General features: G+C 37.0%; 22 protein-coding genes. 20 read left to right on the top strand and 2 right to left on the bottom strand.

The genetic code is table 11. From position 1 onward, the window contains the following. Window positions 1–3 precede the first annotated feature (3 nt). The 6 genes from AC0KUU_RS16435 to AC0KUU_RS16410 all read left to right on the top strand — a co-directional run bounded on the left by AC0KUU_RS16435 (window position 4) and on the right by AC0KUU_RS16410 (window position 6,912). Complete coding sequence (locus AC0KUU_RS16435) at window positions 4–1,434, top strand: class I SAM-dependent DNA methyltransferase (RefSeq protein WP_473452671.1); 1,431 nt, start codon at window positions 4–6, stop codon at window positions 1,432–1,434. Further along, window positions 1,431–2,867: a restriction endonuclease subunit S gene (locus tag AC0KUU_RS16430; RefSeq protein WP_473452669.1), complete on the top strand. Its 1,437-nt coding sequence runs from the start codon at window positions 1,431–1,433 to the stop codon at window positions 2,865–2,867. The genes AC0KUU_RS16435 and AC0KUU_RS16430 overlap by 4 nt, the downstream gene beginning before the upstream one ends. Before the next feature lie 229 nt (window positions 2,868–3,096). Beyond that, window positions 3,097–4,044, top strand: a complete 948-nt coding sequence (locus AC0KUU_RS16425; protein WP_473452666.1) for a restriction endonuclease — start codon at window positions 3,097–3,099, stop codon at window positions 4,042–4,044. A gap of 466 nt (window positions 4,045–4,510) precedes the next feature. Next, window positions 4,511–5,956 (top strand): DEAD/DEAH box helicase, encoded by a 1,446-nt coding sequence (locus AC0KUU_RS16420; protein WP_322551735.1) that lies wholly within the window; start codon window positions 4,511–4,513, stop codon window positions 5,954–5,956. Window positions 5,957–6,020: 64 nt separating this feature from the next. Beyond that, window positions 6,021–6,650 carry a copper homeostasis protein CutC gene (locus AC0KUU_RS16415; RefSeq protein WP_322551736.1) on the top strand — a complete coding sequence of 210 codons (630 nt, stop codon included), beginning with the start codon at window positions 6,021–6,023 and terminating at the stop codon, window positions 6,648–6,650. A gap of 127 nt (window positions 6,651–6,777) precedes the next feature. Beyond that, window positions 6,778–6,912: a hypothetical protein gene (locus tag AC0KUU_RS16410; protein WP_277813723.1), complete on the top strand. Its 135-nt coding sequence runs from the start codon at window positions 6,778–6,780 to the stop codon at window positions 6,910–6,912. A gap of 72 nt (window positions 6,913–6,984) precedes the next feature. Here AC0KUU_RS16410 and AC0KUU_RS16405 read toward each other — a convergent pair whose 3' ends face one another. Continuing rightward, a complete protein-coding gene (locus AC0KUU_RS16405) occupies window positions 6,985–8,376 on the bottom strand; it encodes an amino acid permease (protein ID WP_322551737.1) in 1,392 nt (463 codons plus the stop codon). Between the two features lie 423 nt (window positions 8,377–8,799). Between AC0KUU_RS16405 and AC0KUU_RS16400 the strand changes: the two genes are divergently transcribed. The 12 genes from AC0KUU_RS16400 (at window position 8,800) to lrgB (ending at window position 20,369) form a co-directional block, all read left to right on the top strand. Beyond that, complete coding sequence (locus AC0KUU_RS16400) at window positions 8,800–9,138, top strand: YflT domain-containing protein (RefSeq protein WP_013081802.1); 339 nt, start codon at window positions 8,800–8,802, stop codon at window positions 9,136–9,138. 282 nt (window positions 9,139–9,420) lie between these two features. After that, window positions 9,421–10,143: an MBL fold metallo-hydrolase gene (locus AC0KUU_RS16395; protein ID WP_043980406.1), complete on the top strand. Its 723-nt coding sequence runs from the start codon at window positions 9,421–9,423 to the stop codon at window positions 10,141–10,143. A 4-nt stretch (window positions 10,144–10,147) separates the two neighbouring features. After that, on the top strand, window positions 10,148–10,726 hold the full coding sequence (locus AC0KUU_RS16390) for a TetR/AcrR family transcriptional regulator (RefSeq protein ID WP_322551738.1): 579 nt from the start codon (window positions 10,148–10,150) through the stop codon (window positions 10,724–10,726). Between the two features lie 260 nt (window positions 10,727–10,986). Further along, entirely contained in the window at window positions 10,987–12,936 is a 1,950-nt protein-coding gene (locus AC0KUU_RS16385; protein WP_097824295.1) for a BglG family transcription antiterminator, read from the top strand. A 161-nt stretch (window positions 12,937–13,097) separates the two neighbouring features. Beyond that, window positions 13,098–13,403, top strand: a complete 306-nt coding sequence (locus AC0KUU_RS16380; protein ID WP_013055477.1) for a PTS sugar transporter subunit IIB — start codon at window positions 13,098–13,100, stop codon at window positions 13,401–13,403. A 13-nt stretch (window positions 13,404–13,416) separates the two neighbouring features. Further along, a complete protein-coding gene (celB, locus tag AC0KUU_RS16375) occupies window positions 13,417–14,775 on the top strand; it encodes a PTS cellobiose transporter subunit IIC (protein ID WP_013055478.1) in 1,359 nt (452 codons plus the stop codon). Window positions 14,776–14,788: 13 nt separating this feature from the next. Next, window positions 14,789–15,118 (top strand): PTS lactose/cellobiose transporter subunit IIA, encoded by a 330-nt coding sequence (locus tag AC0KUU_RS16370; protein ID WP_025749845.1) that lies wholly within the window; start codon window positions 14,789–14,791, stop codon window positions 15,116–15,118. Beyond that, a complete protein-coding gene (locus AC0KUU_RS16365) occupies window positions 15,115–16,443 on the top strand; it encodes a 6-phospho-beta-glucosidase (RefSeq protein ID WP_043980400.1) in 1,329 nt (442 codons plus the stop codon). The genes AC0KUU_RS16370 and AC0KUU_RS16365 overlap by 4 nt, the downstream gene beginning before the upstream one ends. Before the next feature lie 121 nt (window positions 16,444–16,564). Beyond that, window positions 16,565–18,316, top strand: coding sequence for a sensor histidine kinase (locus AC0KUU_RS16360; RefSeq protein ID WP_043980398.1), 1,752 nt, complete (start codon window positions 16,565–16,567; stop codon window positions 18,314–18,316). Window position 18,317: 1 nt separating this feature from the next. Further along, a complete protein-coding gene (locus AC0KUU_RS16355; RefSeq protein ID WP_043980396.1) occupies window positions 18,318–19,058 on the top strand; it encodes a LytR/AlgR family response regulator transcription factor in 741 nt (246 codons plus the stop codon). A 162-nt stretch (window positions 19,059–19,220) separates the two neighbouring features. Then, the gene (gene lrgA, locus AC0KUU_RS16350; RefSeq protein WP_034654275.1) at window positions 19,221–19,655 is read left to right on the top strand and encodes an antiholin-like murein hydrolase modulator LrgA; all 435 of its coding nucleotides are present in this window, start codon (window positions 19,221–19,223) and stop codon (window positions 19,653–19,655) included. Between the two features lie 33 nt (window positions 19,656–19,688). Beyond that, window positions 19,689–20,369, top strand: a complete 681-nt coding sequence (gene lrgB, locus AC0KUU_RS16345; protein WP_025749840.1) for an antiholin-like protein LrgB — start codon at window positions 19,689–19,691, stop codon at window positions 20,367–20,369. Between the two features lie 55 nt (window positions 20,370–20,424). Here the strand turns inward: lrgB and AC0KUU_RS16340 are convergent, their stop codons facing one another. Continuing rightward, window positions 20,425–20,859 (bottom strand): hypothetical protein, encoded by a 435-nt coding sequence (locus AC0KUU_RS16340; protein ID WP_016763097.1) that lies wholly within the window; start codon window positions 20,857–20,859, stop codon window positions 20,425–20,427. A gap of 337 nt (window positions 20,860–21,196) precedes the next feature. On the opposite strand from AC0KUU_RS16340, the gene nirB reads away from it, so the two are divergent. Both nirB and nasC read left to right on the top strand, forming a co-directional pair. Beyond that, window positions 21,197–23,542, top strand: coding sequence for a nitrite reductase large subunit NirB (gene nirB / locus AC0KUU_RS16335; protein WP_322551739.1), 2,346 nt, complete (start codon window positions 21,197–21,199; stop codon window positions 23,540–23,542). 19 nt (window positions 23,543–23,561) lie between these two features. Then, on the top strand, window positions 23,562–25,712 hold the full coding sequence (gene nasC / locus AC0KUU_RS16330) for an assimilatory nitrate reductase catalytic subunit NasC (RefSeq protein ID WP_043980388.1): 2,151 nt from the start codon (window positions 23,562–23,564) through the stop codon (window positions 25,710–25,712). Window positions 25,713–25,724: the final 12 nt, after the last annotated feature.

Genomic DNA, 25,724 nt, shown 5'->3' with positions numbered 1-25,724 from the left:
GAAATGAATAACCAAGAAATTGTTCAAAAGTTATGGAATCTATGTAATGTTTTACGTGATGACGGTATTACATATCAACAATATGTCACCGAATTAACATATATATTATTTTTAAAAATGATGAAAGAACAACGAACTGAAGCAGTTATTCCAGAAGGATACCGATGGAATGATTTATTGGAAAAGGAAGGTACAAAGTTAAAAAACTTTTATCAGGAGTTGTTACTTAAATTAGGAAGTAGTGAAAATGATAAATTACGTCAAATTTACAGTGATGCTTCTACTAGTATTGTAGAACCAAAAAATTTAGAAAAAATTATTAAATCAATTGATGCTCTTGACTGGTACAATGCCAAAGAAGAAGGATTAGGAAATTTATATGAAGGTTTGTTAGAAAAAAATGCGAGTGAAACAAAATCAGGTGCAGGTCAATACTTTACTCCTCGTGTATTAATTGACGTTATGGTCCAGTTAATTGACCCAAAACCTGGTGAACGGTGCAATGACCCAGCAGCTGGAACTTTTGGTTTCATGATTGCAGCAGACCAGTATCTAAAAAATAAAACAGATGATTATTTCGATTTAGACCCAAAAGAAGCAGAGTTTCAAAAGAAAGAAGCATTTACTGGAATGGAACTTGTAAAAGGAACACATCGCCTTGCTTTAATGAACGCTTTACTCCATAACATGGAAGGACGGTTAGAACAAGGAGATTCTTTATCAAGTAACGGAAAATGGATGAAGAGTTTTGATGTCATTTTAACGAATCCCCCTTTTGGTACAAAAAAAGGCGGAGAGCGTGTATCTCGTGATGATTTAACATTTGAAACCTCAAATAAACAGTTGAATTTTTTACAATTAATTTATAACGCATTGAAAGATGATGGAAATGCTCGTGCGGCTGTTTTATTACCTGATAATGTACTATTCGAAAGTGGAATTGGTGTCCAGATTCGTCGTGACTTAATGAATAAATGTAACTTACACACAATTTTACGCTTACCTACAGGGATTTTCTATGCACAGGGTGTCAAAACGAATGTATTATTCTTTACAAGATGTACAACTGACCAAGATAATACGAAAGATGTATGGGTATATGACCTTCGTACAAACATGGATTCGTTCGGTAAGCGTAATCAGTTAACAACGGCACACTTTGAGAACTTTATGAAAGCATATGTTGCTGCAGACCGTTCTAAAGTAGAAGATGAGCGTTGGAATATGTTTACTCGAAACGAAATCCAAAAGAAGAACGACAGTTTAGATATTGGTTTAATCGCAGATGAATCTTTATCATCTTATGAAAACTTACCAGAACCAATTGAATCAGCAGAAGAGGCAATTAAGAAACTCCAACAAGCAATGGATTTATTAAACGAGGTTGTCGAAGAACTTCGAGTTGTAGAAGAATCTGAGGTGGTCAAAAGATGAGCAAGAAAAAGAAGGCCACCATTGAAGATTTATTAGAAGGAGCTGTACTGGGAGAGGATGAGCATCCATATCAGCTACCAGAAAATTGGATATGGGTGAAGATAGGAAACAATTTTGCCGTCTGTTTAGATAAGTTTCGAAAACCGATTAATGCTACAGAAAGAGCTGAAAGAGAAGGAAATATACCTTATTACGGAGCTACTGGTCAAGTGGGATGGATAGATGATTTTCTAACCAATGATGAATTAGTCATATTGGGAGAAGACGGCGCACCCTTTCTTCATCCATTTAAAAATAAAGCTTATATGATTAGCGGAAAAGCTTGGGTTAATAATCATGCTCATATTTTGAAATCTAATTTTGGTTCGATTGGTAATAAATATCTTTTACATTATTTAAATCAGTTTAACTTTATTGGTTATGTAAGTGGAACTACAAGATTAAAGCTCACTCAAAAACAAATGAATAATATGCCGATTCCTTTACCGCCTTTGACAGAGCAACAACGTATTACTGAAAAAGTGGAGCGACTTTTAAATAAAATTGAAACGGCAAAGCAGTTAATTGAAGAAGTTAAGGAAACATTTGAAGTTCGTCGAGCAGCTATTTTAGATAGGGCATTTCGTGGAGAGTTAACAAAGAAGTGGCGAGAAGAAAATGTTTCAAAAAAAATGGAGTCATCAGAAGGAATGAACGAAGTAGGTGTTAACAGTAACGACGTAGCAGCTACTAGTTCAATACTTGAGCATAATATACCCGATTCTTGGAAATGGATATTGTCTAATAATTTATTTGAATTCGTAACTAGTGGTTCAAGAGGATGGGCTAAATACTATAGTGATGATGGTGATTTTTTTATAAGAGTAGGTAATTTAAATCACAATTCAATTGATATTGACTTAACTAACCCAAAAAAAGTAATTCCTCCCGAAGGTACGGAAGGAATTAGAACACTTGTGCAAGAAGGAGATATTTTAGTATCTATAACTGCGGATATTGGCAGAATTGCTGTAGTTCCAAAACAATTTCCAAAGGCTTATATTAATCAGCATGTTGCATTAGCGAGACCTGTTAGTGGCTATTGTATTGAATATATCGCGTGGTTTTTATCATCTAGAAATGGAGGGAAAATGCAATTTGATAGACTCCAAAGAGGTGCCACTAAAGCTGGTTTAGGGCTAAATGACATTAAAAGCGTATGGGTGCCAATTCCATCGTTAGATGAACAATATGAAGTTATTCGTAAAATAAAAATGGCTTTCAAAAAATTTGAAGTAGCTGAGAAGAATTTAAATAATACTCTTGAAGTATGTGAGGAATTAAAAAAGTCTATATTAGTTAAAGCATTCCGAGGTGAACTTGGAACAAATGACCCAGATGAGGAAAATGCCCTTGAATTATTAAAAAAAGTTCTTCAGGAACAATTAAAGTAAGCAATAAATAATGAACATAAAATGTCTAAAACCGTTTTCTGGTTTTTATTATATTAGAAAACGGTTTTTTATTATGAACCTGTTTACATATGTAAATAGAATTATTTAAATATAATAAATTTTCTGAAAAAGTGTATCTTTTTTTCTTTCGAAGGGTTATACTGTAGACAATTACATAATAACGAATTTAATAATTACACAAAAAATAAAAGTGAGGAGGAGAAAAGATATGGCAATTCCAAAGCACGATGAAGTAAGGTTACCATTATTAAAATTGATGTCGGATGGAGGTGTTTATACACAAAAAGTTTGTGTAGAGCGATTACAAGATTATTTCGGGTTAACTGAAGAAGAAAAAAATGCAACTTTACCAAGTGGGAAGAATATATTTAATGACCGAGTGCATTGGGCGAAATTCTATATGAAAATAGCTGGTTTCATTGATTTCCCTAAACGCGGTGAATTTCAAATCTCAGAACTGGGTAAAGAAGTCTTAGCAGGAAACCCCGACAAAATTGATACCTCAATGTTAGAAGAAATTCCTGCTTTTCAAGCATTCCTTGAGAGAAGTAAAAAGAAAAGTATTAACGAACCAAAAGACCAAGTTAATATTTCAGTTGCAGTGATTGAACAAACTCAAGAAGAGCCTACGAGTACACCATATGAAATGATTGAACAATCATTTGAAGAGCTAAACATCATTGTTGCTGATGAACTTTTAGAAAAATTAAAGGAAATGGATTTCTTTAAATTTGAAGATGTAGTGTTGGAGTTACTTGTAAAAAAAGGTTACGGTGGTTCTAAAGAAACAGCAAAACAAAACACTAAACGTACTGGTGATGGTGGTATTGATGGAATTATTAATGCTGACTCTTTGGGCTTAAATAAAATTTTTGTACAAGCTAAACGTTGGTCAGAAACTATTATCGGTAGACCAGAAATTCAAAAATTTGCTGGAGCGTTAGATGGGTTTGGAGGAAACAATGGAATTTTTATAACTACGTCTTCCTTCTCAAAAGATGCTTACGAGTACGTTAAACTACTACCAAACAAAAATATTGTTTTAATTGATGGACAGCAACTAGCCCAATATATGATTGAAGTTGGCTTGGGAGTATCTGTTGAGAAAGTATACGAAGTAAAGAAACTAGATTTGGATTATTTCGTGGAAGAGTGAAAAGTTGAAAAAGCAATGGCTGTTATGGCTATTGCTTTTTCTCGTAAAATAAAAAATTTATAAGAAGTTTACATTTAAATCCATCTTTAAGCTGGATTTTTGTAAATCAAATTATCGGGATTAATACTGGGAAAATTTAATAAAAATTAGTTGAAGTGTTTCAATCAAGCAGTTATAATGAAGTCAATGAAATGTACGAAGTGTTAGTATGTCAGCGTTTTGAGACCAATTTTAACCCCTTCTAGATTTCCATTCCTTGACAGGGATGGGGTCGGGGGTTCGAATCCCTCATCGCTCATACCAAAGCCGTTTTCTTATTAATAAGAGAGCGGCTTTTCTCTTTTGTTTGACAAATCAATGCTATATTAAATCTTGAGCGCATATAGAAGAATTAAAGTATAATGAAACATAGTGCATCAGGTCATGATAAAGATAATCACTAATTTAAAATAAATGAGGGTACAAAATGAATCAAAGAAGTTTTAGTCAATATGGTCTTAGTGACAAGGTAGCTAAGGCGCTTTCTAGCCTGCAATACAATCATCCCACGGAAGTACAAAGCAAGGTGCTTCCCATCGCGCTAGAAGAAAGAGATGTTGTCGTGAAGTCTCAAACAGGAAGTGGAAAAACGGCTTCCTTTGGCATTCCACTGTGTGAATTAGTTAATTGGGAAGAAAATAAGCCCCAGGCCTTAGTGTTAACACCTACACGAGAGCTGGCCGCGCAGGTAAAAGAAGATATTACAAATATCGGCCGTTTTAAGCGAATTAAAGCAGCAGCTGTCTACGGAAAATCACCGTTTGCCAAGCAAAAAGTAGAACTAAAGCAAAAAACACATATTGTTGTAGGTACGCCTGGACGAGTGCTTGATCATATAGAAAAAGAAACGCTTGCATTAGAGAAAATTCGTTATTTGGTTATTGATGAAGCAGATGAAATGCTAAATATGGGTTTTATTGACCAAGTAGAAGCAATTATTCAACATCTTCCTAGTGAGCGTATAACGATGCTTTTCTCCGCTACGCTTCCTGAAGATATTGAAGAGCTTTCTCGCAAGTATATGAAAAAGCCGGTTGATGTTGAAATCAAAGCGAATGGATTAACGACAAGTACGATTGACCATTCTGTTATAACAGTAGAGAACGAACGTAAATTTGAACTGCTGAAAGACGTAACCACAGTAGAAAACCCGGACAGCTGCATCATTTTTTGCCGCACGCAAGAGCAGGTAAATACGCTGTTAGATGATTTAGATGATCTTGGGTATCCTTGTGATAAAATTCACGGGGCAATGGTGCAAGAAGACCGTTTTGAGGTTATGAATGATTTCAAAAAAGGTAAATTCCGCTATTTAGTGGCGACAGATGTAGCTGCGAGAGGAATTGATATTGATAATATCACACACGTTATTAACTATGACCTTCCGTTAGAAAAAGAAAGCTACGTTCACCGTACAGGAAGAACGGGACGTGCCGGTAAAAAAGGGAAGGCTATCACATTTGTAACGCCTTATGAAGAGAGAATGCTATCGGAAATTGAAGAATATATCGGTTTTTCAATTCCAACATCTACTCCTCCTTCTAAAGAAGAAGTACAGCAGGCAGCATCCGCTTTTACTGAAAAAATCAATGAGCGTCCAGAAGTTAAAAAGGATAAAAGCGAGTCATTAAATAAAGACATTATGAAGTTGTATTTTAACGGAGGAAAGAAAAAGAAAATTAGAGCGGTTGATTTTGTGGGAACAATTGCGAAATTAGACGGAGTAACCGCGGACGATATTGGAATTATTACGATCCAAGAAAATGTCTCTTATGTAGAGATTTTGAATGGAAAAGGTCCAAAAGTGTTACAAGCAATGAAAAACAAAACGATTAAAGGAAAGAAATTAAAAGTTCATAAAGCGATTAAATAGCAGAAGGAAGTCCATCTTTTTAAAGATGGGCTTTATTTATAGAGCCAATAAAGGAGTTGAGAGTATGAAGTACATAAAAGAAGCGTGTGCAGAAGGGTATGAGCAGGCAAAAAAAGCAGAAAAGCTAGGAGCAGACCGCATTGAATTGTGTGACAATCTCAGTCAAGGAGGCACCACGCCAAGTTACGGCACCATTGAATATGCAAGCAAACATCTTGATACAGATATCAACGTGATTATTCGCCCAAGAAGCGGTGATTTTATATATTCTGAAGCAGAATTTCAAATTATGAAAAAAGACGTTAAAGCATGTAAAGACCTTGGAGTAAACGGAGTAGTATTTGGCATTTTAACAGAAGAAGCTGAAATCGATTACGGACGCACTAAAGAGTTAATAGCAGAAGCTCATCCTTTAAGCGTTACGTTTCATATGGCATTTGATGAGATTAAAGATAAATACAAAGCCATTGATATACTTAGTGAATTGGGAGCAGACCGTATTTTGACCAAAGGAGGGAAAGGATCTGCTTTGCAAAATCTTCATATGATCCGAGAATTGATCACATATGCTAACGACCGTATTATTATTTTGCCCGGCGGAGGAATTCATGAAAGCAACGCAGAGGCGGTTATAAAAGAAACAAAAGCAGCTGAATTACACGGAACAAAAATTGTAGGAGATTTATCTCGTTAAATAAAAAGAGGCTGGGACAAAAGCATTTTAATCCAAGTGAAAAACGAACCATTAATCAATATGTTTGATTCGTGGTTCGTTTTTTTGATGGTGAATATAGTTTCATCTGTTTCGTTCCTTCTAGCAGGTGATTGGAGGGCAAGGCGAAGACTCCTGCGGGAACAGCGAAACAGATGAGACCCCGCAGGAGTACAAGGGACGAGGAGGCTCAGCGCCCGCCCGCGGAAAGCGAAGCCTTGCATGGAAATCAACTGCGATGTAATAAGCAGTCCAGCTCATCTATCTCATTTGTTCATCTTTAGGTTGAATTCATTTAGTTATGTCTCAACCTCTTTTATTTTGATGTATTTCCTTTTGCTGCTAAGCCGCTCGTCATTTTGGTACGCTGAAAGAAAAAAGAACCTACGACGAGTACAGCAATTAAAAGAGTTAAGAAGAACTGAGAACGTAATGAATCAATAAATGCCATGGCTATAAAAATACTAGTGATGGCAAGGATTGTAGCGTAAGTTAAGTAAGGAAATAACCACATTTTAATTTTTAATGCTTCAGGACTTTCTTTTTCATATTTTTTTCGCATTTTAATCTGTGAAAATGCAATAACTAGATACACAAGAAGCGCTACGCCACCTGATGCATTCACTAAAAACAAAAAGATTTTGTCCGGTGAAATGTAGTTAAAGATAACGCTAATGTACGAGATAACTGTACAAGCTAATATGGCGCTAACCGGCACGCCTTTTTTATTTAATTTTGAAAAACTTTTTGGTGCATCGCCGTTTTGAGACATGGAAAACAGCATGCGAGAACTTGTATACAGACCAGAATTCAGACAGGAAAGAACGGCTGTTAAAATAATAAAGTTCATAATTTGAGCTGCGGCCGGTACATTCACTAATTCAAGAATAGATACAAATGGGCTTTTCATTAGGCTTGATGAATTCCAGGGAAGAACCGTTACTAAAATAAAAATAGAGCCTAAATAGAAAAACAAAATGCGATAAATAACGGTATTGGTCGCGATGGTAATGGCTTTTTCAGGCTGAGACGATTCACCTGCTGCGGTTGCGACAATTTCTGTTCCCATAAAAGAGAACATGACAAGAGCAATGCCTAAAAACACAGAGCTAATTCCATTTGGTAAAAATCCCCCTTTGTGAAAAAGGTTGGAAGTGCCAGGAGGATCAATGCCTGGAATGAATCCACAAATAATAGCTATACCTAAAAGTAAAAAAAGAACGATACTGACGACTTTAATGAGGGAAAACCAATATTCAAATTCTCCGAAAGATTTAACCGAGTACAGATTGGTCATCGTTAATAAAAAAGTAAGAGCCAGGCTTACTCCCCAAGACGGCAAAGACGGGAACCAGTATTGAATAATATTTGCACCTGCAATGGCTTCAACAGCAATAACGATAACCCAGAAAAACCAGTAAAGCCAGCCAATCGTGTAGCCGGCCCAAGGGCCTAATGCCTCTTTTGCATAAGTAGAAAAAGAACCGCTGGAAGGATTGGCAGTAGACATTTCGCCAAGCATTCGCATGACTAAAATAACGAGCAAACCAGCAAATGCGTACGAAAAAATAGATCCCGGTCCAGCGGTGTTAATGAGTGATCCGCTTCCGATAAATAATCCAGCACCGATAATTCCTCCAAGAGAAATCATGGTGATATGCCGGATCTTTAACTCTTTTTTTAACTGTGGCTGTGGATGGCTGTTCATTTGTAACCTCCTATATAAACTGAATTTTTAGTTAATATGGAGAATTATAGTATGTTGTAAGACGTATGGACAGGATGTTGTTAGAGGTTCTTTCATACAAAAAGCGGATATGAATTGTTGCATTCATATCCGGCTTACTCTGACACAGATATTCATTATGCGTATAAAGTACCTGATTAGCGTCTTTTTCCTTTTTAATAATAAGCAATGTAGCTGAAAATAAACTGAATGATTGTTTCAAATAAGTTAATCAAAAGAGGTATACATTCTATTAAAGGATAATGTGGAGTGATATTCAAACTCTCTGCAAAGCTCTAAATGCGGGTTTTCCTTTCTGAAAACGGGTATATATAGTAGTAAGAAGTTTATTCTTTTGTTAAGTATAAAAGAAAGATGTGCGATAGAAACAGGAGGTTATAAATAATGAAACATGTTGAAGTAGTAGAAAAAGGAGCAAACATTAACGAAGCAGTTAATCAATTTGCAGACAAAGGTTTTGAGAAAGATGAAGTATACGTGTTTACGTATGACAAGGAAAATTCTAAAAATTTAACAGAAGTAACGGATACAAATATTATTCGACTGTCTGAAGAAGGTCCTTTACATTCAGCAGCGAGTTTATTTTTAACCAGAGAAGATGAGCTTCGAACAAAAATGGCTTCACTAGGCTTATCAAAAGACGAAACAAAAAAATATGAAGAAGAGTTAAAGAAAGGCAGTGCGATTGTAGTGGCTGCTACAGGAGAAAGAAAAGACGTTTAAGTTTAATAGAGGCTATGAAAAAAGTAGTTTAGTTAAAGGAAGATCCGAACGCGTTTGATTCTTGATAGAGAATCAAACGCGTTCGGATTTTTTTGTGGGGACGGTATAACAAGTGATCTATACGAGCTTCTTTATCCCATTTGTTCGTCTTTAGATTTAATTGATTTTGTTATGTCTCACACTTTTTTGTTTTTTCCAATATATGATTGATAAAACTAATGGTATTAGTTAAAATTAAAACTAATACCATTAGTTTTAATTTTGATAATAGGGGATGAGGAAATGAGAATAGTTCGTGAGAAAATGTTGTATCAACTGACGTTTTTGCCTCGCTTTTTTCCAGTGAATTGTTATTTAGTCGAAGAGAAAGACAGTCTTACATTAATTGATGCGGCTCTTCCATACAGCGCGTCGGGTATTTTGAAAGCTGCAGATCAAATTGGAAAACCGATTACTCGAATTGTTTTTACACATACTCATGAAGATCACATCGGAGCGATTGATCATTTGAAAAAAAGGTTACCGAATGCTTCTGTTTATATGTCGCAAAGAGATTATCGATTATTTTCAGGAGATTTCACACTCGATTCTGAAGAACCTCAAAACCCAATCCGTGGAGGAATACCAAAACTAGGAAAGGTTTCAACTAAAATTGATCATTTCATCGAAGAAGATTCTTATATAGGCTCACTTGCTCCTATTTTTACACCTGGACATACACCTGGATCTATGTCTTTTTTAGAGCAGAGAACGAACGCATTAATTGCCGGAGATTCGTTCCAAGTGCGAGGAGGAATTGCGGTATCAGGTCAGTTAAAACCGCTGTTTCCGTTTCCTGCCTTTGGAACGTGGAGCAAAGAGCTAGCGCTTAAAAGTGCAGAAAAGCTACATGAGCTAAACCCGTCACTTCTTGCTGTTGGACACGGAAGAATTCTTTCTCAGCCGCTAAAATTGATGGAAAAAGCAATACAACAAGCGAAAGTAAAAATAGAAAAAAGGAGATGAAGGGATGTCGCCACGACAAGGACTAGATTTCAAAAAGGTGATTCAAACAGGTGAAAATTTGGCCAATCGTGAAGGGTTTTATGCTGTTACAATTGCTTCATTAGCAAAAGAATTAAATGTTCGTCCACCGTCTTTATATAACCATATAAAAGGATTAGAAGAGCTGCGCAAAGAACTGGCTTTAAGTGGACTGCAGCAGCTATATCATCTTTTAAAAAGTACTGTCGAACATGCTTCCACAGAAGACGCTGTTTATCATCTAAGTAAAGCGTACGTTTCATTTGTAAGAAAGTCTCCGGGAATATACGAAGCAACGGCAACGGTAGCACCAAGGATAAAGGATGAAGAAGTACAAAAAGCATCTGATAACATTTTGTTTTTAGTGCTGGATGTGTTGAAACCGTATCAGCTTCCGGAAAATGAAGCCCTTCATGCTGTTAGAAGTCTTCGCAGCATTTTACATGGGTTTTCTTCTTTGGAGCATAAAGGGGGATTTGGAATGTCATTAAGCACTGATGAGACTCTAGACTTTTTAATCCGTACGTTTGCATTGGGCCTCCACCGGTATAAACAGACCACATAAATTTCATTAAAGCCACTAAGCCTAATGCTTTAGTTGAAATTGAAAAAAAAGAGAAAGAATGATAGATTACAAATAAAGACATTTATTCCTATTGTTTTAGGGTTGTTACTGATGAAGCAGGCAAAACCTAAGCTGCAAGGACAGAAAAGATAGTTTCTGTTTGTTGCTGTTTAGGTGTTTTTTGTTTTTGTTTAAAATAACCAGCCCTTTTTCATTTGTTTTATAAGGGAGAAATCTTCTGAGAATGGAGAGAAGCAAACATGCTTAATTCAAGAATGATCGTCATATTAAGAGAACTAATGTCCGTACAGTCTACATTATCAACCGTTACGAGTGAATATTTAGCAACAGTAAATCAAGTATCTTCTCGAACTATTCGAACGGATATAAAACAGCTAGATGACATTTTGTCTCAGTACGGAGCTAAAATTAAATCAGCTCGTGGGACAGGATATGAACTTAGCGTTTTAGATGAAAAACAGTTCCATCACCTATTAAAAGAACTTTCGGCTAATCAATTATTTGATGCAACTTCTATTCCAACCGTTCCTGATGACCGCGTGCATTATTTAATCAAAAGATTGCTGCTAGCAGACGAATATTTGAAGCTCGAAGATTTAGCAGACGAGTTGTATATTAGCAAGTCAACGGTTCAAAACGATTTAAGAGATGTTAAAAAACAGCTGTGTAAGTATGATATTCTTTTAGAAAAACGTCCTAACTATGGCTTGAAAGCTAAAGGGGACGAAATGAAAATGAGATTCTGTATGTCTGAGTACATATTCAACCGAAAAGATAAAGAAATAGATATGGTATACAATAAAATATCTATTCTGCCCCAAGAATCAATCTTAACGATTAAAGCCCACATTTTAAATCAAATAAAACGATACAATATTATGGTTTCAGACATTGGATTAAATAATTTAATCATTCATTTAGCTATAGCTTGTAAGCGAATACAAGAAGAAAATTTTATTTCTTTGTATTCAGAAGATCTGCTTGAGATTATGGAACATAAAGAATATGAAGTGGCAGCTGAAATTGTGCGGGAGATTGAAAATGCATTCAAGATTCGTTTTCCGAAGTCAGAAACGGCATATATCGCCATTCATTTGTTAGGTACAAAAATGCTCAACAATAGCAATCATGAAGAAAAAGAAGTAAAGCAGTTTATTGACACAAATATCTATGAATTAACAGCAGCTATATTAGAAGCAATTGAAAAAGAGCTTCATTTAGGAATTAGTGAAGATTCAGAGCTGATCCTTGGCATGAGCTTGCATTTGAAACCGGCTATCAATCGCTATAAATATGGAATGAATCTGCGAAACCCGATGCTTGAAGGAATTAAGAGTCATTATCCTCTGGCTTTTGAAGCTGGGATTATAGCTGGGAAGGTTTTGAAAAATCGCCTTGAAATCGACATGCATGAAACGGAAATTGGCTATTTAGCTTTACATATTGGAGGGGCCATTGAACGTCGGAAAATTATCAATCAGCCTAAGCGCTGTTTGATTGTATGCGCATCGGGAGTAGGGAGTGCCAAGCTATTATCATATAAGCTGCAGGCTACTTTTGGATTAAATCTGACTATTTTAGGAACAACGCAGTATTATAAGCTTCACCAAATGTCGCTGCACTCTTTAGATTTTATTGTTAGTACCATTCCAATTCCAGATCATCTTCCTGTTCCTGTAGTACAAGTAAGTACGATTCTAGGAAACAGTGATTTTAAAAAAATTGATTGTTTAATGAAGAACAAACAGCAGCCTTCCTTAGAATACACAAAAAAAGAATTAGTATATTTACAGCAAGAATTTCAAACGAGAGAAGAAGTGCTTCATTTTTTAGGAGAGAAATTAACTCATCTAGGACTAGTTCCTTCTCAATTTATAGAATCTGTTTTTGAAAGAGAAGCTGCATCACCAACAAGTTTTGGCAATCTCGTTGCGATTCCTCATCCTATGGTTCCTCAAACGGATACGACGTTTTGGGCCATTTGCACGTTAAAAAAACCGATTATGTGGGAAGGAAACCTCGTACAATTTATTTGCCTTTTAAGTGTAAAAGCGAATAATCAAGGCGATTTGCAAAAGATGTACAGTTTGTTAGTCCGCGTTGTGGATGATAAGCAGGTCGTGCAGCGCTTAGTAAAGTGCAAGGATTATGAGGAATTTATAGAGGTGTTTATGAAAAATATTAGATAAAAAAAGAAGTCTAAGAGAGGGGCTTCTTTTTTTATCTGAATGTTCAAACATAATTTTTCCGCTAGTAACGGAAAAAGGTTGTGTATAAATGTAAGCGCTTTTATTTTATGATAAAACTATCAACAAAACAGATAGCAAAATAAAAAACGGGGGAATGACAAATGAATATTCTATTATGTTGTGCAGCTGGAATGTCTACAAGTTTACTAGTAACAAAAATGGAAAAAAGCGCTCAGGAGCAAAGCACGGAGTATAAAATTTGGGCGGTTCCTGGTGACTCTGTTCGCAACCATATTGATCAAGCGGATGTACTTTTATTAGGACCTCAAGTGCGTTACCTATTGCCGCAGCTTAAGAAGCTAGGTGAAGAAAAAGGAGTGCCAGTTGACGTTATAAATCCTGTTCACTACGGAACGTGTAATGGGGAACAAGTGTTAAAATTTGCAGTTCAACTAGTTTCAAAATAGGAGTGTGGACTACATGAGCAAATTTAATAGTATGCTTGAAAGCAAAGTAATGCCTATCGCTGGAAAAATGGCGGGTCAACGCCATTTACAAGCACTTCGAGACGGTATTGTTCTGACAATGCCGCTCATTATTATCGGTTCAGTATTTTTAATACTGTCGAATTTACCGATACCAGGTTATAACGACTTTATGGCAGGGATTTTCGGAAAAGAATGGGCAACGAAAATGGCCTATCCAGTTGGAGCTACATTCGATATTATGGCGCTGCTTGCTTGTTTCGGAATAGCCTATCGGTTAGCTGAAAAATACGGAGTAGATGCTTTGTCCGCAGGGGCTATTTCACTTGCTGCTTTTTTACTTGCTACTCCGTATAAAGTGTCCTTTCTCCCAAGTGGAGCCAAAGAAGCTATTTTAGTAGACGGCGGAATTCCAACCGCTTTAATGGGAAGTAAAGGACTCTTTGTGGCAATGATTGTCGCGATTCTCTCTACGGAAATTTACAGATGGTTTATTCAAAAAGACATTATCATCAAGATGCCTGATGGAGTTCCTCCCGCTGTTGGAAAATCGTTTGCTGCTCTTATTCCTGGCTTTACGGTAATAGCATTTATTTGGATTTTACGTTTGTTAGTAGAACAAACGCATTTTGGAAGTCTGCATAATATCGTTGGAGAATTGCTTGGAAAGCCTTTAGGTGTGTTAGGCGGCAGTTTAGGCGGTACGCTAGTTGCCGAACTTGTTATTATGCTCATGTGGTCATGTGGACTTCATGGAGCGAATATTGTCGGTGGAATTATGGCTCCCATTTGGTATGGAGCTATGGATGAAAACCGAATTGCATTTGCTAATCATGAAGCATTACCAAATATTTTCACACAGCAGTTCTTTGATATTTGGATTAATATCGGAGGCAGCGGAGCAACGTTAGCTCTAGTTGTAGCTATGATTTTAAAAGCACGCAGTCAACAAATGAAGCAGCTTGGTAAGTTAGGAATAGGACCAGCTCTTTTTAACATCAATGAGCCAATCATCTTTGGACTTCCGATGGTGATGAATCCAATGATGCTTATTCCGTTTATTATTACCCCTCTTGTGACGGTAGTAGCAACCTATATTGCGATGTCGACAGGACTGGTAGCAAAACCAGCAGGTATTGCGGTTCCTTGGACTATGCCTCCGATTATTTCTGGCTATTTGGCAACAGGAGGGAAATTATCGGGTGCAGTTATGCAAGCTATTAATATCGGAATCTCTGTTTGCATTTATTATCCTTTCTTTAGAATGTGGGATAAACAAAAATTCACTGAAGAAAATGGTATACAGCCTGCAGCTGAAGGGGTACCAAGTGATACAAAGAAAGATATTGTGTGAGGAGGGATAAAGGATGGAAGGCATTCAAGAATATATTTTTAAATTAATCTTACACGGTGGAAACGGCAGAAGTTCAGCAATGGAAGCGATAGCAGCTGCCAAAAGCGGAAATTTTTCGGAAGCACGTGAAAAGCTTACACAAGCTGCAGAAGAATTAAATGCTGCTCATCATATCCAAACGTCGTTAATTCAAGGTGAAATTAGAGGGGAAAGCACAGAAATTTCTCTGCTCATGATTCATGCTCAAGATCATTTAATGAATGCGATGACGGTAAAAGAAATGGCTACTGAATTTGTAGATTTATATGAAGCAATCAAAATTTCCGGGGGGATTACACTATGAAAAAAGGTATTAAGATTGTAACGATTGGCGGAGGTTCAAGCTATACGCCTGAACTAATAGAAGGATTTATTAAACGATACGATGAACTTCCAGTTCGAGAACTGTGGCTAGTAGACGTTGAAGAAGGAAAAGAAAAGCTAGAGATTGTTGGTAATTTGGCAAAACGAATGGTGAAAAAATCAGGTTTGCCAATTAATGTTCATTTAACGTTAGATCGAAGAGAAGCACTAAAAGATGCGGATTTCGTAACGACTCAATTCCGAGTTGGTTTGTTAGATGCACGAGCGAAAGATGAAAGAATACCGCTAAAATACGGGGTGCTTGGTCAAGAAACAAATGGACCGGGCGGATTATTTAAAGGACTTCGCACGATTCCCGTTATTTTAGATATCTGCCGTGACATTGAAGAGTTATGTCCAGAAGCTTGGCTGATTAACTTCACAAATCCTGCAGGCATGGTAACAGAAGCTGTGCTCCGCTATAGTAACATTAAAAAGATTGTAGGACTTTGTAATGTACCAATCGGAATGGAAATGGGGATTGCTAAGCTGCTTGATGTAGATCACTCTCGCATTCGAATTGATTTTGCTGGTTTAAATCACATGGTCTATGGATTAGATGTATATGTAGATGGTGTAAGCGTTAAAGATCAAGTTATTGATTTATTGAGTGATCCAACTAACAGCAGCTTTGTGAAAAATGTAGCGGGACTTGGATGGGAGCCAGAATTTACAAAAGCCCTAAATGCGTTAACGTGTCCATATCACATGTACTATTATAAAACGCGTGAAATGGTAGAAAAAGAGCTCGTTAATTATGAAAAAGGTGAAACGAGAGCGGAAGTCGTAAAACAGTTGGAAAAAGAGCTGTTCGAACTGTATGAAGATCCTAATCTAGACATTAAACCGCCTCAATTAGAACAGCGCGGCGGAGCCTATTATAGTGATGCAGCCGTTCGATTGATTACATCCATTTACACGGATAAAGGTGATATTCAGCCCGTAAATACTATCAATAATGGTGCCATAGCAAGTATTCCTGCTGATTCTGCCGTAGAAGTAAGCTGTATCATTACAAAAGATGGACCGAAGCCAATTTCAGTCGGCGACCTTCCTGTACCTGTGCGAGGTCTTGTTCAAACAATTAAGTCATTTGAGCGTATTGCAGCTGAAGCAGCAGTGACCGGAGATTATGATAAAGCTATTTTAGCATTAACCATTAATCCTCTTGTGGCTTCTGATAAACTAGCTAAGCAAATTGTAGACGAGATGCTAGAAGCTCATAAAGATTACTTGCCTCAATTTTTTAAAACGGTTCAAGCTTAAAATCAAGCTGTGCGAATACAGTACGTATTCGCACAGCTTTTTTTCTATTTGTAAAGCTAGATTTCTGCCACCATCAATGTAACAATATAAAGTAGAAACGGACAGCAAAGGGTGGCTAGAAATGATTCATTTATTAATTATGATGGTAGAACGAGTCGGAGTTATTGTCATCTTAGGTTTTTTGCTGGCACATACAAAAGTTTTTCGGCAATTTCTCCGCAAACAGCAAGGATATAAAGGAAAAGCTGTACTTATTTTTATTTTTTCTCTTTTTAGTATTATTAGTAACTACACGGGAATTGAGATTCAAGGAACAATTATTCGAAATGAAGACTTATTATTAAAAGTAGATCCATCAAGCTCGATTGCAAATACACGAATTATGGGTGTGGAAATGGGCGGTCTGCTTGGCGGTCCATTTGTTGGTTTAGGAGTAGGAATACTTGCTGGCGTTCATCGCTTTATGTTAGGAGGGAGTACGGCGTTTAGCTGTGCAGTTTCATCCGTTTTAGCAGGGGTGTTAACTGGATATATCGGCTATGCCTACCGGAAAAAACATCGAACGATTACACCGCGCTTTGCTGCACTTGTAGGCATAGCGATGGAAACGCTTCAGATGCTGATTATTTTATTATTTGCTAAACCGTTTGATTCGGCATGGACGCTAGTGAGTATTATTGCTATTCCAATGATTATTGTAAATGGCACGGGAAGCTATATTTTCTTATCTATTATTCAGTCCATTTTACGGCAAGAGGAACAAATGAGAGCGCTTCAGACACACAAAGTATTATTAATTGCGGATCAAACTCTTCCACATTTTCGTCAGGGTCTTACTAGTGAATCATGTGAAAATGTTGCAAATATTATTCATCGCTTCACAGGTACGGATGCTGTTTCGCTAACTGATACGCACAAAATTTTAGCTCATGTAGGGGAAGGAATTGATCATCACGTTCCTTCGCATAGTTTAATTACCGGGCTGTCTCACGAAGTGCTGAAGACAGGAAAAATTATGAAAGCAAAATCGAGAGAACAAATTGATTGTCAGCATAAAGACTGTCCGCTTCATGCCGCTATTGTGATGCCGCTTACTTCTCACGGTACTACCATTGGAACACTAAAAATGTACTTTAAAGATGCGAGCGGGTTAAGCCGAGTGGAGGAAGAGCTGGCAGAAGGATTAGCTAAACTTTTTTCAACTCAGCTAGAGCTCGGCGAAGCAGAGCTTCGAAGTAAATTGCTAAAAGATGCGGAGATTAAAGCTTTACAGGCTCAGGTGAATCCTCATTTTTTATTTAATGCTATTAATACGATATCGGCGCTGTGCAGACAGGACGTAGAAAAAGCCAGAAAGCTGCTTTTGCAGCTAAGCATTTATTTTCGTTCCAATTTGCAAGGTGCAAGGCAGCTGTTGATTCCGTTATCAAAAGAGCTTGATCATGTTCACGCGTACTTATCGCTGGAACAAGCCAGGTTCCCTAATAAATACGAAATTGACATGTATATTGAAGAAGGGCTAGATGATGTCTTGCTTCCACCATTTATTCTTCAAGTGCTTGTGGAAAATGCCATTCGGCACGCCTTTCCGCGTAAACAAAAGCACTGTCGCGTAGAAGTTCATATTGAGACAAAAGATAAATATGTATACGTAAAGGTAAAAGACAATGGACAAGGTATAGACACAAAACGATTGCAAAAGCTTGGCAATCAGCCCGTTTTTTCAGAAAAAGGAACGGGGACGGCTCTTTACAATATTAAACAACGTTTGCACGGATTATTTGGAAAAGAAACAACGCTGGAGTTTGACATAACAGAAGGAACAGCGGTTTCGTTTGTTATACCAATTGAATTAAAAAGCGAGGGTGTATAATATGCTGCGAGTACTAATAGTAGATGATGAAATGTTAGCGCGAGATGAATTAAAATATTTATTACATCGAACGAAAGAAGTAGACTTCATTGAAGAAGCTGAAAGTATCGAAGAGGCGTTGGATAAAATGATGGATGAAAAGCCGGATTTATTATTTTTAGATATACAACTGTCAGATGACAGCGGTTTTGATATTGCTAAAAGGCTTAAAAAAATGAAAAATCCGCCAGCTATTATATTTGCAACCGCGTACGATCAGTACGCTTTACAAGCCTTTGAAGTAGATGCAATTGATTACATTTTGAAGCCTTTTGACGAAGAAAGAGTGGTGCAGGCCATTCATAAATATAAAAAAATGCGTGTTCCTCATTCCGCTGTGAAAGAAGAAGAATCGATAGGAGAGTCTTCTTCTCAAACTGGAAAGTTAGCGATTTCTGTAGACGATTCGATTGTGTTGGTGAATATAAAGGACATCTTGTTTGTAGGGTTAATAGAAGGAGAAGTCACCATTCAGACTATAACAGAGTCCTACCATACTGCTGATACGCTTGCTATGCTAGAAAAAAAGCTCCCTTCTCAGTCGTTTAGTCGTGTGCACAGGGGATATATCGTCAACGTAGATCATATTTCCGAAGTACAGCCTTGGTTTAATTCTACGTATAATTTAGTAATGAAAAACGATGAGCGAGTTCCTGTCAGCCGTACATATGCTAAAGAATTAAAGAAACGTTTAGGAATTTAAGAAAAAAACAGCTTGCGTATGCATTTTGGCAAGCTGTTTTTTGCATTTCAAGGCTCGATTTTTGTAAGTGAGCACAAATATTTGACTCTTTGATTTGAAAACGCTTTCCTATTGATTTTCATTTTATATAATGAAGTCAACAAACAGAGAGAGGTGAAAGAAATGAGTGCTAAAAAAGTGTATGGCTTCTTAACACAAGCATTTATTTTTTCCGTAATTATGTTGATTTCAGATTTTATTGCAGAGCATTTGCCTTTTCCAATGCCTGCTTCAGTCATTGGACTTGTGCTGTTATTTCTTGCACTCTGCTTGAAGATTATTAAACTAGAGCAAGTTGAATCACTGGGAACGGCTTTAACTTCTTTGATCGGATTTTTATTTGTACCAGCAGGTATTTCTGTTATGAATTCATTAGGTATTATGCAGCAGTACGGCATTCAAATTTGTTTAGTTATCATCGTGGCAACGATTATTTTGTTAGGCGTTACAGGCTTATTTTCACAGCTTATACTTGGCATGACAAAAGATAATAAAGCAAAAGAAGAAATAAAAGATGTAGATATGAGTGAAAAAACGAAAAAACAAGGTATTGCTTAACATCAATTATAAAGAGACAAGGTGGTTGGAAAGATGAATCCGTATTTTGGAATCGTGGTTTCTTTAGCTGCGTACGGCATTGGAACGTATTTATTTAAAAAGTCAAAAGGTTTTTTCTTATTTACTCCTTTATTTGTGGCAATGGTACTAGGAATTGCTTTTTTGAAAATTGGTCATTTTTCTTATGAGGAATATAGCAGCGGCGGGAAGATTATCAGCTTCTTTTTAGAACCGGCAACAATTGCTTTTGCCATCCCTTTATATAAGCAAGCCGATAAATTAAAAAAGTACTGGTGGCAAATTCTTTCTTCTATTGCAGTAGGGTCAGTTTGTTCGGTAGCGATTATTTTTGCGATTGCTAAAGGTATTCATATGGATGAAGTTGTGATGAAATCAATGCTTCCACAAGCAGCTACAACAGCGATTGCGCTGCCATTGTCTCAAGATATTGGAGGGATTCCTGCTATTACTTCCTTTGCTGTTATTTTTAATGCAGTCATCGTATATGCGCTGGGCGCTTTATTTTTAAAAATATTCAAGGTGAAGAATCCAATTTCAAAAGGATTAGCTCTTGGAACTTCTGGACATGCGCTGGGAGTAGCCGTAGGGATTGAAATGGGAGAAGTAGAGGCAGCCATGGCAAGTATTGCAGTTGTTATTGTAGGCGTCGTCACAGTTGCCGTTATTCCACTTTTTGTTCAGCTAGTCATGTAACAAAAGCCTGAAGGAGTCAGAGATTTTCTGACTCCTTCAGGCTTTTGTTTGTTAATTAATACACCACTCCAAAATGTCGTGATGCGCAGTTTTGACAGGTTGTATGGTCAAAAAGACTCTCAGGAATGATAAATTCAAAACAAAATTGACATTGTTTGAATTGACTTTGTCTATAAAACATTGTCTCTAAGAAAATAGCTGTAATATGTTCAGTTATGTGCTTATGGGAACGTTGTTCTAAAGTGGACCATGGAATAGACTGATGCTCTATGTAAATCGGACAGGAAGTATAGGGTGTATCCCATTGAATGGCTTGATATCCAAACGTAAGGCCATGATGAGCTGCTGATGTAAATATGATTAGATTTTGATGGAATTCTGGCAGAGGTAATTCTAGTTTTTGATCTTTAAGCGATCTCGTTTTGGAATGAAGGTTATACAATTTAATTTGAAAATGAATCCACTGAGTGGCGTGAACGGTTATTGACATGTTTTAAACCTCCAATTCAGACTCTTTCTTTTATCATAATTGATTTCAAAATAAATAAATAGTAGGCAAAAAGAAGATAACAAAATTTTATATAGATTACTTATAAGGCGTAGGGAAAGGTGATATAAGCATAGCATCCTTTTTTCTACCCCTTTTTAAAGCATATTAATCTTCTATATAAAAGTTTGCTTTCAACGAATGGTATCGGCGTATTCATACGCTTTAAACAGATTTTAATGTTAGAAGTTATAACAAGGTTCATTTCTTTTAGAGAAGTTTATGGAATAATAAAAACTGTATATTTTACGGTCTGAATCTATGTGTTGGAGGTTTTTATATGACGAAACAAAAGCTGATATTAATCGGAAATGGAATGGCAGGAATGCGCTGTATTGAAGAAATTCTTATTCATTCTCCAGATGGTTTTGATATTACTGTTTTTGGAAGTGAGCCTCACGTTAACTATAATCGAATTTTATTATCAACCGTTTTACAAGGCAGTACAAAGCTTGAAGATATCAATATTCATTCTTTGGCATGGTATAAGGAAAATAATATCACTTTATTTAAAGGAGAAAGCGTTACGCACATAGACACTAAGAGAAAAATAATAAAAACAGATAAAAACAGAGAGACGATGTACGACAAGCTTATTCTTGCTACTGGCTCGAGCCCGTATATGCTCCCCGTTAAAGGGTCTGACAAAGAAGGTGTCCTCGGTTTTCGTACCATCGAAGACTGTCAGGAAATGATTAAAATTTCTAAACAATATAAAAAAGCAGCGGTTATTGGAGGGGGTCTGTTAGGGCTGGAAGCTGCTAGGGGACTATTAAATTTGGGAATGGATGTTCAAGTCATCCATCATTCGGGTTTCTTAATGGAGCGACAGTTAGACAGAGCAGCATCTGCTATGTTAAGAGAAGAATTGGAAAAGCAAGGCATGAGTTTTCTATTAAACAAGCATACGGATGAGATTATAGGGGAAAATCGAGCAGAAGGCGTCCGATTTAACGATAGCAGCAAAATTGCAGCTGATTTAGTTGTAATGGCTACAGGAGTGAGGCCAAATGTTAATCTAGCTAAAAAAAGCGGAATAGAAACAAATAGAGCAATCATCGTAAATGATTATTTAGAAACGAGCATCCCGGATATCTATGCAGTAGGTGAATGCGCGGAACATCGAGGGATGACATACGGCCTTGTTGCTCCTCTTTACGAACAAGGAAAAGTCTTAGCGCGACATCTTTGCCAAATAAAAAACGATGGTTATCGCGGGTCCGTTCTTTCCACTCAATTAAAAATATCAGGAATAGACGTTTACTCAGTCGGAGAGTTCAAGGAAAATCAAGGTGCAAAAGCCATTACGATTTTGAATATGTTAGATGGTATATACAAAAAAGTCGTTTTTCGCGAGGGGAAAATAGTGGGAGCTGTTCTTTTTGGAGATACCAGTGAGGCTATAAAGCTATCACAAATGATTAATGAAAAAAAGGATTTGTCGCAAGCGGAAAAAGTACAATTATTTCCTTCTCAACATGAAAAAGAAAATGCAGTAGCTTCTATGCCACTTACAGATATGGTATGCAACTGTAATGGTGTAACAAAGGGAGCCATTATTGAAGCAGTACAGAAAAATGATTTAACGACAGTAGATGAAATAAAAAATTGCACGAAAGCTTCTGGTTCATGCGGAGGATGCAAACCCCTTGTAACAGATCTTTTAACATATATTCAAAGCGATGAGTTTGATGAAATCATTGAACAAAAAACCTTTTGTACATGTACACATTTATCAGAAGATGAGCTGGTAAGAGAAATGCAGCAATATCAATTTGAGACGGTTCAGCAAGTAAGAGAAATATTAAAGTTTAAAGACATGAAAGGCTGTTCGTTATGTGAAGGCGGTCTTCATTACTATTTAGATATGATGCATCCTCATTATGAAAACAATCGACATTCTTTATTTACTACGGAGAATGAACAGGCCGTTTTGCTTCACGATGGGACTTATGCAGTGGTACCGCAAATTCACGGTGGTCTGACAAATGTACAGGAATTAAGGAACATAGCAAATGTAGCTGAAAGGTACAACATCTCTAATATTCGTTTAACAAGTGATCAGCGCATTCAACTTATTGGAGTGAAAAAAGAATATCTTCCGTTGATAAGTGAGGAAATAGATAGAGGACTTCAGCAGCTATATGAACGTACAGTTAAAAATGTATCTGTTTATATAGGAAAAGGAACGTGTATTTGTCAGCATGAACCTGCTCTTGCTTTATCAAATGAATTAGATAAACAGCTTGAATATGTAAAGACCCCATGTGATATCAAAATCAGTATTGCTTCGTGTTCTCACATTGCAGAGAATGTAACAACAAGTGATATAGGATTAAGAAGAATAGACAGAGGATGGGAAATATATGTCGGCGGAAGCAGCGCAGAAGCCAGAAGCGGGGAGCTGTTTTATGTGGCCGAAACGAACGAAGAAGCAGTAGAAATCAGCTGTTCTTTGATTCAATATTACCGTGAAACAGGAAACTATTTAGAAACTGTCGGGAGCTGGATCGAACGAGTAGGAATTGTTCATGTCAGAGAAGTTTTGTTTGAGATAGACAATCGAGAGTATTTAATGAAGCAGCTCAGTTCAGAGCGCTCTCGTGCAATCACATATTTATTATAGGAAAGAAGGGTGACCTACGATGACTGAGATGCTATTGAAATATTTTCGTGAGCAGCAAAAGCAAGTTGAAACCGAGCGTATCTATAATACTCAGTGTCCTTACTGCAGCATGCAGTGCAAAATGCAGTTAGTTGAACAAACACATGTAAAAAGGAAAACGTATAAAACAATTGGAACAGATAACCCTACTTCTCAAGGAAGGTTATGTATCAAAGGAATGAATGCGCATCAGCATCCTTTGCATAAAGATCGGATTCAATATCCTTTATTAAAAGTAAACGGAGAGTTTGTAAAGATTTCTTGGAAAGAAGCTCTTCACTATATTAAAGAAAACGTTACAGAGATTCAAGAGAAGAATGGAGCAGATGCGCTAGGTGTTTATGGAAGTGCCTCTATTACAAATGAAGAAGCTTATTTATTAGGGAAATTTGCTCGAGTTGCGTTAAAAACAAAGTATATTGATTACAATGGACGCTTATGTATGTCGGCTGCTGCTTCTGCTGCTAGTAAAACATTTGGCATGGACAGAGGATTTACGAATAGCTTGCAAGAGATTCCGTTTACTGAATGTATTATGTTAGCTGGAACAAATATTGCGGAATGTCAGCCAACGATTATGCCTTATTTTGAGAAAGCAAAAGAAAATGGAGCATTTATTATTGCAATTGATCCAAGAGAAACCGCTACAACTAAAATAGCTGATTTACACTTGAAACTTAAGCCGGGAAGCGACGCGGCATTAGCCAATGGAATCTTGAAGGTCCTTATCGAAGAAAATTATCTAGATGAACGATTTCTACAAGAACGTGTAAATGGATTTGAAGAAGTAATTCAATATGTGGCGTCTCTAGAATTTAATATCATTGAAGAAATAACGGGAGTGCCACTTGAAGAGATGTACCAAGCTGCCCGTATGTTTGGTCAAAGAAAAACGGGAATGATTTTTACTGCTAGAGGGGTAGAGCAGCAAACAGACGGAAGTGCTGCGGTGCGGAATTTTTTAAATATTCTACTTTCTGTTGGGAAAATTGGTAAACCTCGCTGCGGATATGGGGCCATTACTGGTCAAGGAAATGGGCAAGGAGCCCGGGAGCATGGTCAAAAAGCGGATCAGCTTCCAGGCTACCGTTCAATCGAAAATCGTGAGCACCGGATGTATATAGCGGATGTGTGGAACATAGAGGAGAAAGACCTTCCTAGAAAAGGTGTTTCTGCATATGAGATGATTGAAAAAATTCATGACGGTGAAATTAAAGGGTTGTTTTTGATGTGTTCAAATCCAACAGTTTCAAATCCAAACGCTAATTTTGTTAAGAAGGCTTTTGAAAAGCTTGATTTTCTAGTAGTAGCAGATATGTTTGAATCAGAAACAGCAAAATTAGCAAACTTGATCTTACCAGCATCTTCCTACTTGGAAGATGAAGGAACCATGACAAATGTAGAGGGAAGAGTTACATTACGCGAAGCTAGCTTTCCATGCCGCGGCGAAATCAAACACGACTGGGAAATACTGTGTGAAATTGCTAAAGTTTTAGGGAAAGAGGAACATTTTTCGTTTGCATCAGCTGAAGAAATATTTAATGAACTGCGAATAGCAAGTAAAGGAGGGATCGCGGATTACTCTGGTATTACGTACGAACGATTACGAGAGGAAAAAGGAATTTTATGGCCATGCAGAAGCTTAACAGATAAAGGAACCGAGCGCCTGTTTGAAACGCGTTTTGCTCATAGTGATGGAAAAGCGATGATGGTCGCTGTCTCGAATCAAGCTATTGTACCTAAAGCAAAAATAACGGAAAAATACCCTCTCTATTTAACAACGGGGAGAGTGATGTCGCACTATTTAACGGGTGTACAAACGCGAAAAAGTGCGTCTTTATCTGCTAGAAATTTCGAATCTTTTATGGAAATCCACCCTTCAACAGCGAAAAAATATGAAATTTCGAATCAAGAATTAGTACAAATTGAATCTTCATATGGAAGGATTGTGGTAAGAAGCAAATTTTCAGAGGGCATTCGGCCAGATACCGTATTTGTTCCCTTTCACTGGGCGGATTCTCAAAATGTTAATAACCTTGTTTCTGAGAAATTAGATCCCTCCTGTAAGATGCCGGGGTTTAAAGTAAGTGCTGTGAAGATTAGCCCTTCTGTAAAAAGAAGCAGCTATTAAAAATGCTGATGC

This window comes from Priestia sp. ST2 (assembly GCF_055810735.1).
This window is presented reverse-complemented; position numbering and strand designations above follow the sequence as displayed.

Bases quoted from the DNA above. Each gene is read 5' to 3' on its own strand.
- lrgB (WP_025749840.1), top strand. From the start codon at position 19,689: ATGAATCCGTATTTTGGAATCGTGGTTTCTTTAGCTGCGTACGGCATT.
- AC0KUU_RS16395 (WP_043980406.1), top strand. From the start codon at position 9,421: ATGAGAATAGTTCGTGAGAAAATGTTGTATCAACTGACGTTTTTGCCT.
- celB (WP_013055478.1), top strand. From the start codon at position 13,417: ATGAGCAAATTTAATAGTATGCTTGAAAGCAAAGTAATGCCTATCGCT.
- nirB (WP_322551739.1), top strand. From the start codon at position 21,197: ATGACGAAACAAAAGCTGATATTAATCGGAAATGGAATGGCAGGAATG.
- AC0KUU_RS16430 (WP_473452669.1), top strand. From the start codon at position 1,431: ATGAGCAAGAAAAAGAAGGCCACCATTGAAGATTTATTAGAAGGAGCT.
- AC0KUU_RS16365 (WP_043980400.1), top strand. From the start codon at position 15,115: ATGAAAAAAGGTATTAAGATTGTAACGATTGGCGGAGGTTCAAGCTAT.
- AC0KUU_RS16420 (WP_322551735.1), top strand. From the start codon at position 4,511: ATGAATCAAAGAAGTTTTAGTCAATATGGTCTTAGTGACAAGGTAGCT.
- AC0KUU_RS16390 (WP_322551738.1), top strand. From the start codon at position 10,148: ATGTCGCCACGACAAGGACTAGATTTCAAAAAGGTGATTCAAACAGGT.
- nasC (WP_043980388.1), top strand. From the start codon at position 23,562: ATGACTGAGATGCTATTGAAATATTTTCGTGAGCAGCAAAAGCAAGTT.
- AC0KUU_RS16340 (WP_016763097.1), bottom strand. From the start codon at position 20,859: ATGTCAATAACCGTTCACGCCACTCAGTGGATTCATTTTCAAATTAAA.
- AC0KUU_RS16380 (WP_013055477.1), top strand. From the start codon at position 13,098: ATGAATATTCTATTATGTTGTGCAGCTGGAATGTCTACAAGTTTACTA.
- AC0KUU_RS16415 (WP_322551736.1), top strand. From the start codon at position 6,021: ATGAAGTACATAAAAGAAGCGTGTGCAGAAGGGTATGAGCAGGCAAAA.
- AC0KUU_RS16425 (WP_473452666.1), top strand. From the start codon at position 3,097: ATGGCAATTCCAAAGCACGATGAAGTAAGGTTACCATTATTAAAATTG.
- AC0KUU_RS16405 (WP_322551737.1), bottom strand. From the start codon at position 8,376: ATGAACAGCCATCCACAGCCACAGTTAAAAAAAGAGTTAAAGATCCGG.
- AC0KUU_RS16360 (WP_043980398.1), top strand. From the start codon at position 16,565: ATGATTCATTTATTAATTATGATGGTAGAACGAGTCGGAGTTATTGTC.
- AC0KUU_RS16435 (WP_473452671.1), top strand. From the start codon at position 4: ATGAATAACCAAGAAATTGTTCAAAAGTTATGGAATCTATGTAATGTT.
- AC0KUU_RS16400 (WP_013081802.1), top strand. From the start codon at position 8,800: ATGAAACATGTTGAAGTAGTAGAAAAAGGAGCAAACATTAACGAAGCA.
- lrgA (WP_034654275.1), top strand. From the start codon at position 19,221: ATGAGTGCTAAAAAAGTGTATGGCTTCTTAACACAAGCATTTATTTTT.
- AC0KUU_RS16370 (WP_025749845.1), top strand. From the start codon at position 14,789: ATGGAAGGCATTCAAGAATATATTTTTAAATTAATCTTACACGGTGGA.
- AC0KUU_RS16385 (WP_097824295.1), top strand. From the start codon at position 10,987: ATGCTTAATTCAAGAATGATCGTCATATTAAGAGAACTAATGTCCGTA.
- AC0KUU_RS16355 (WP_043980396.1), top strand. From the start codon at position 18,318: ATGCTGCGAGTACTAATAGTAGATGATGAAATGTTAGCGCGAGATGAA.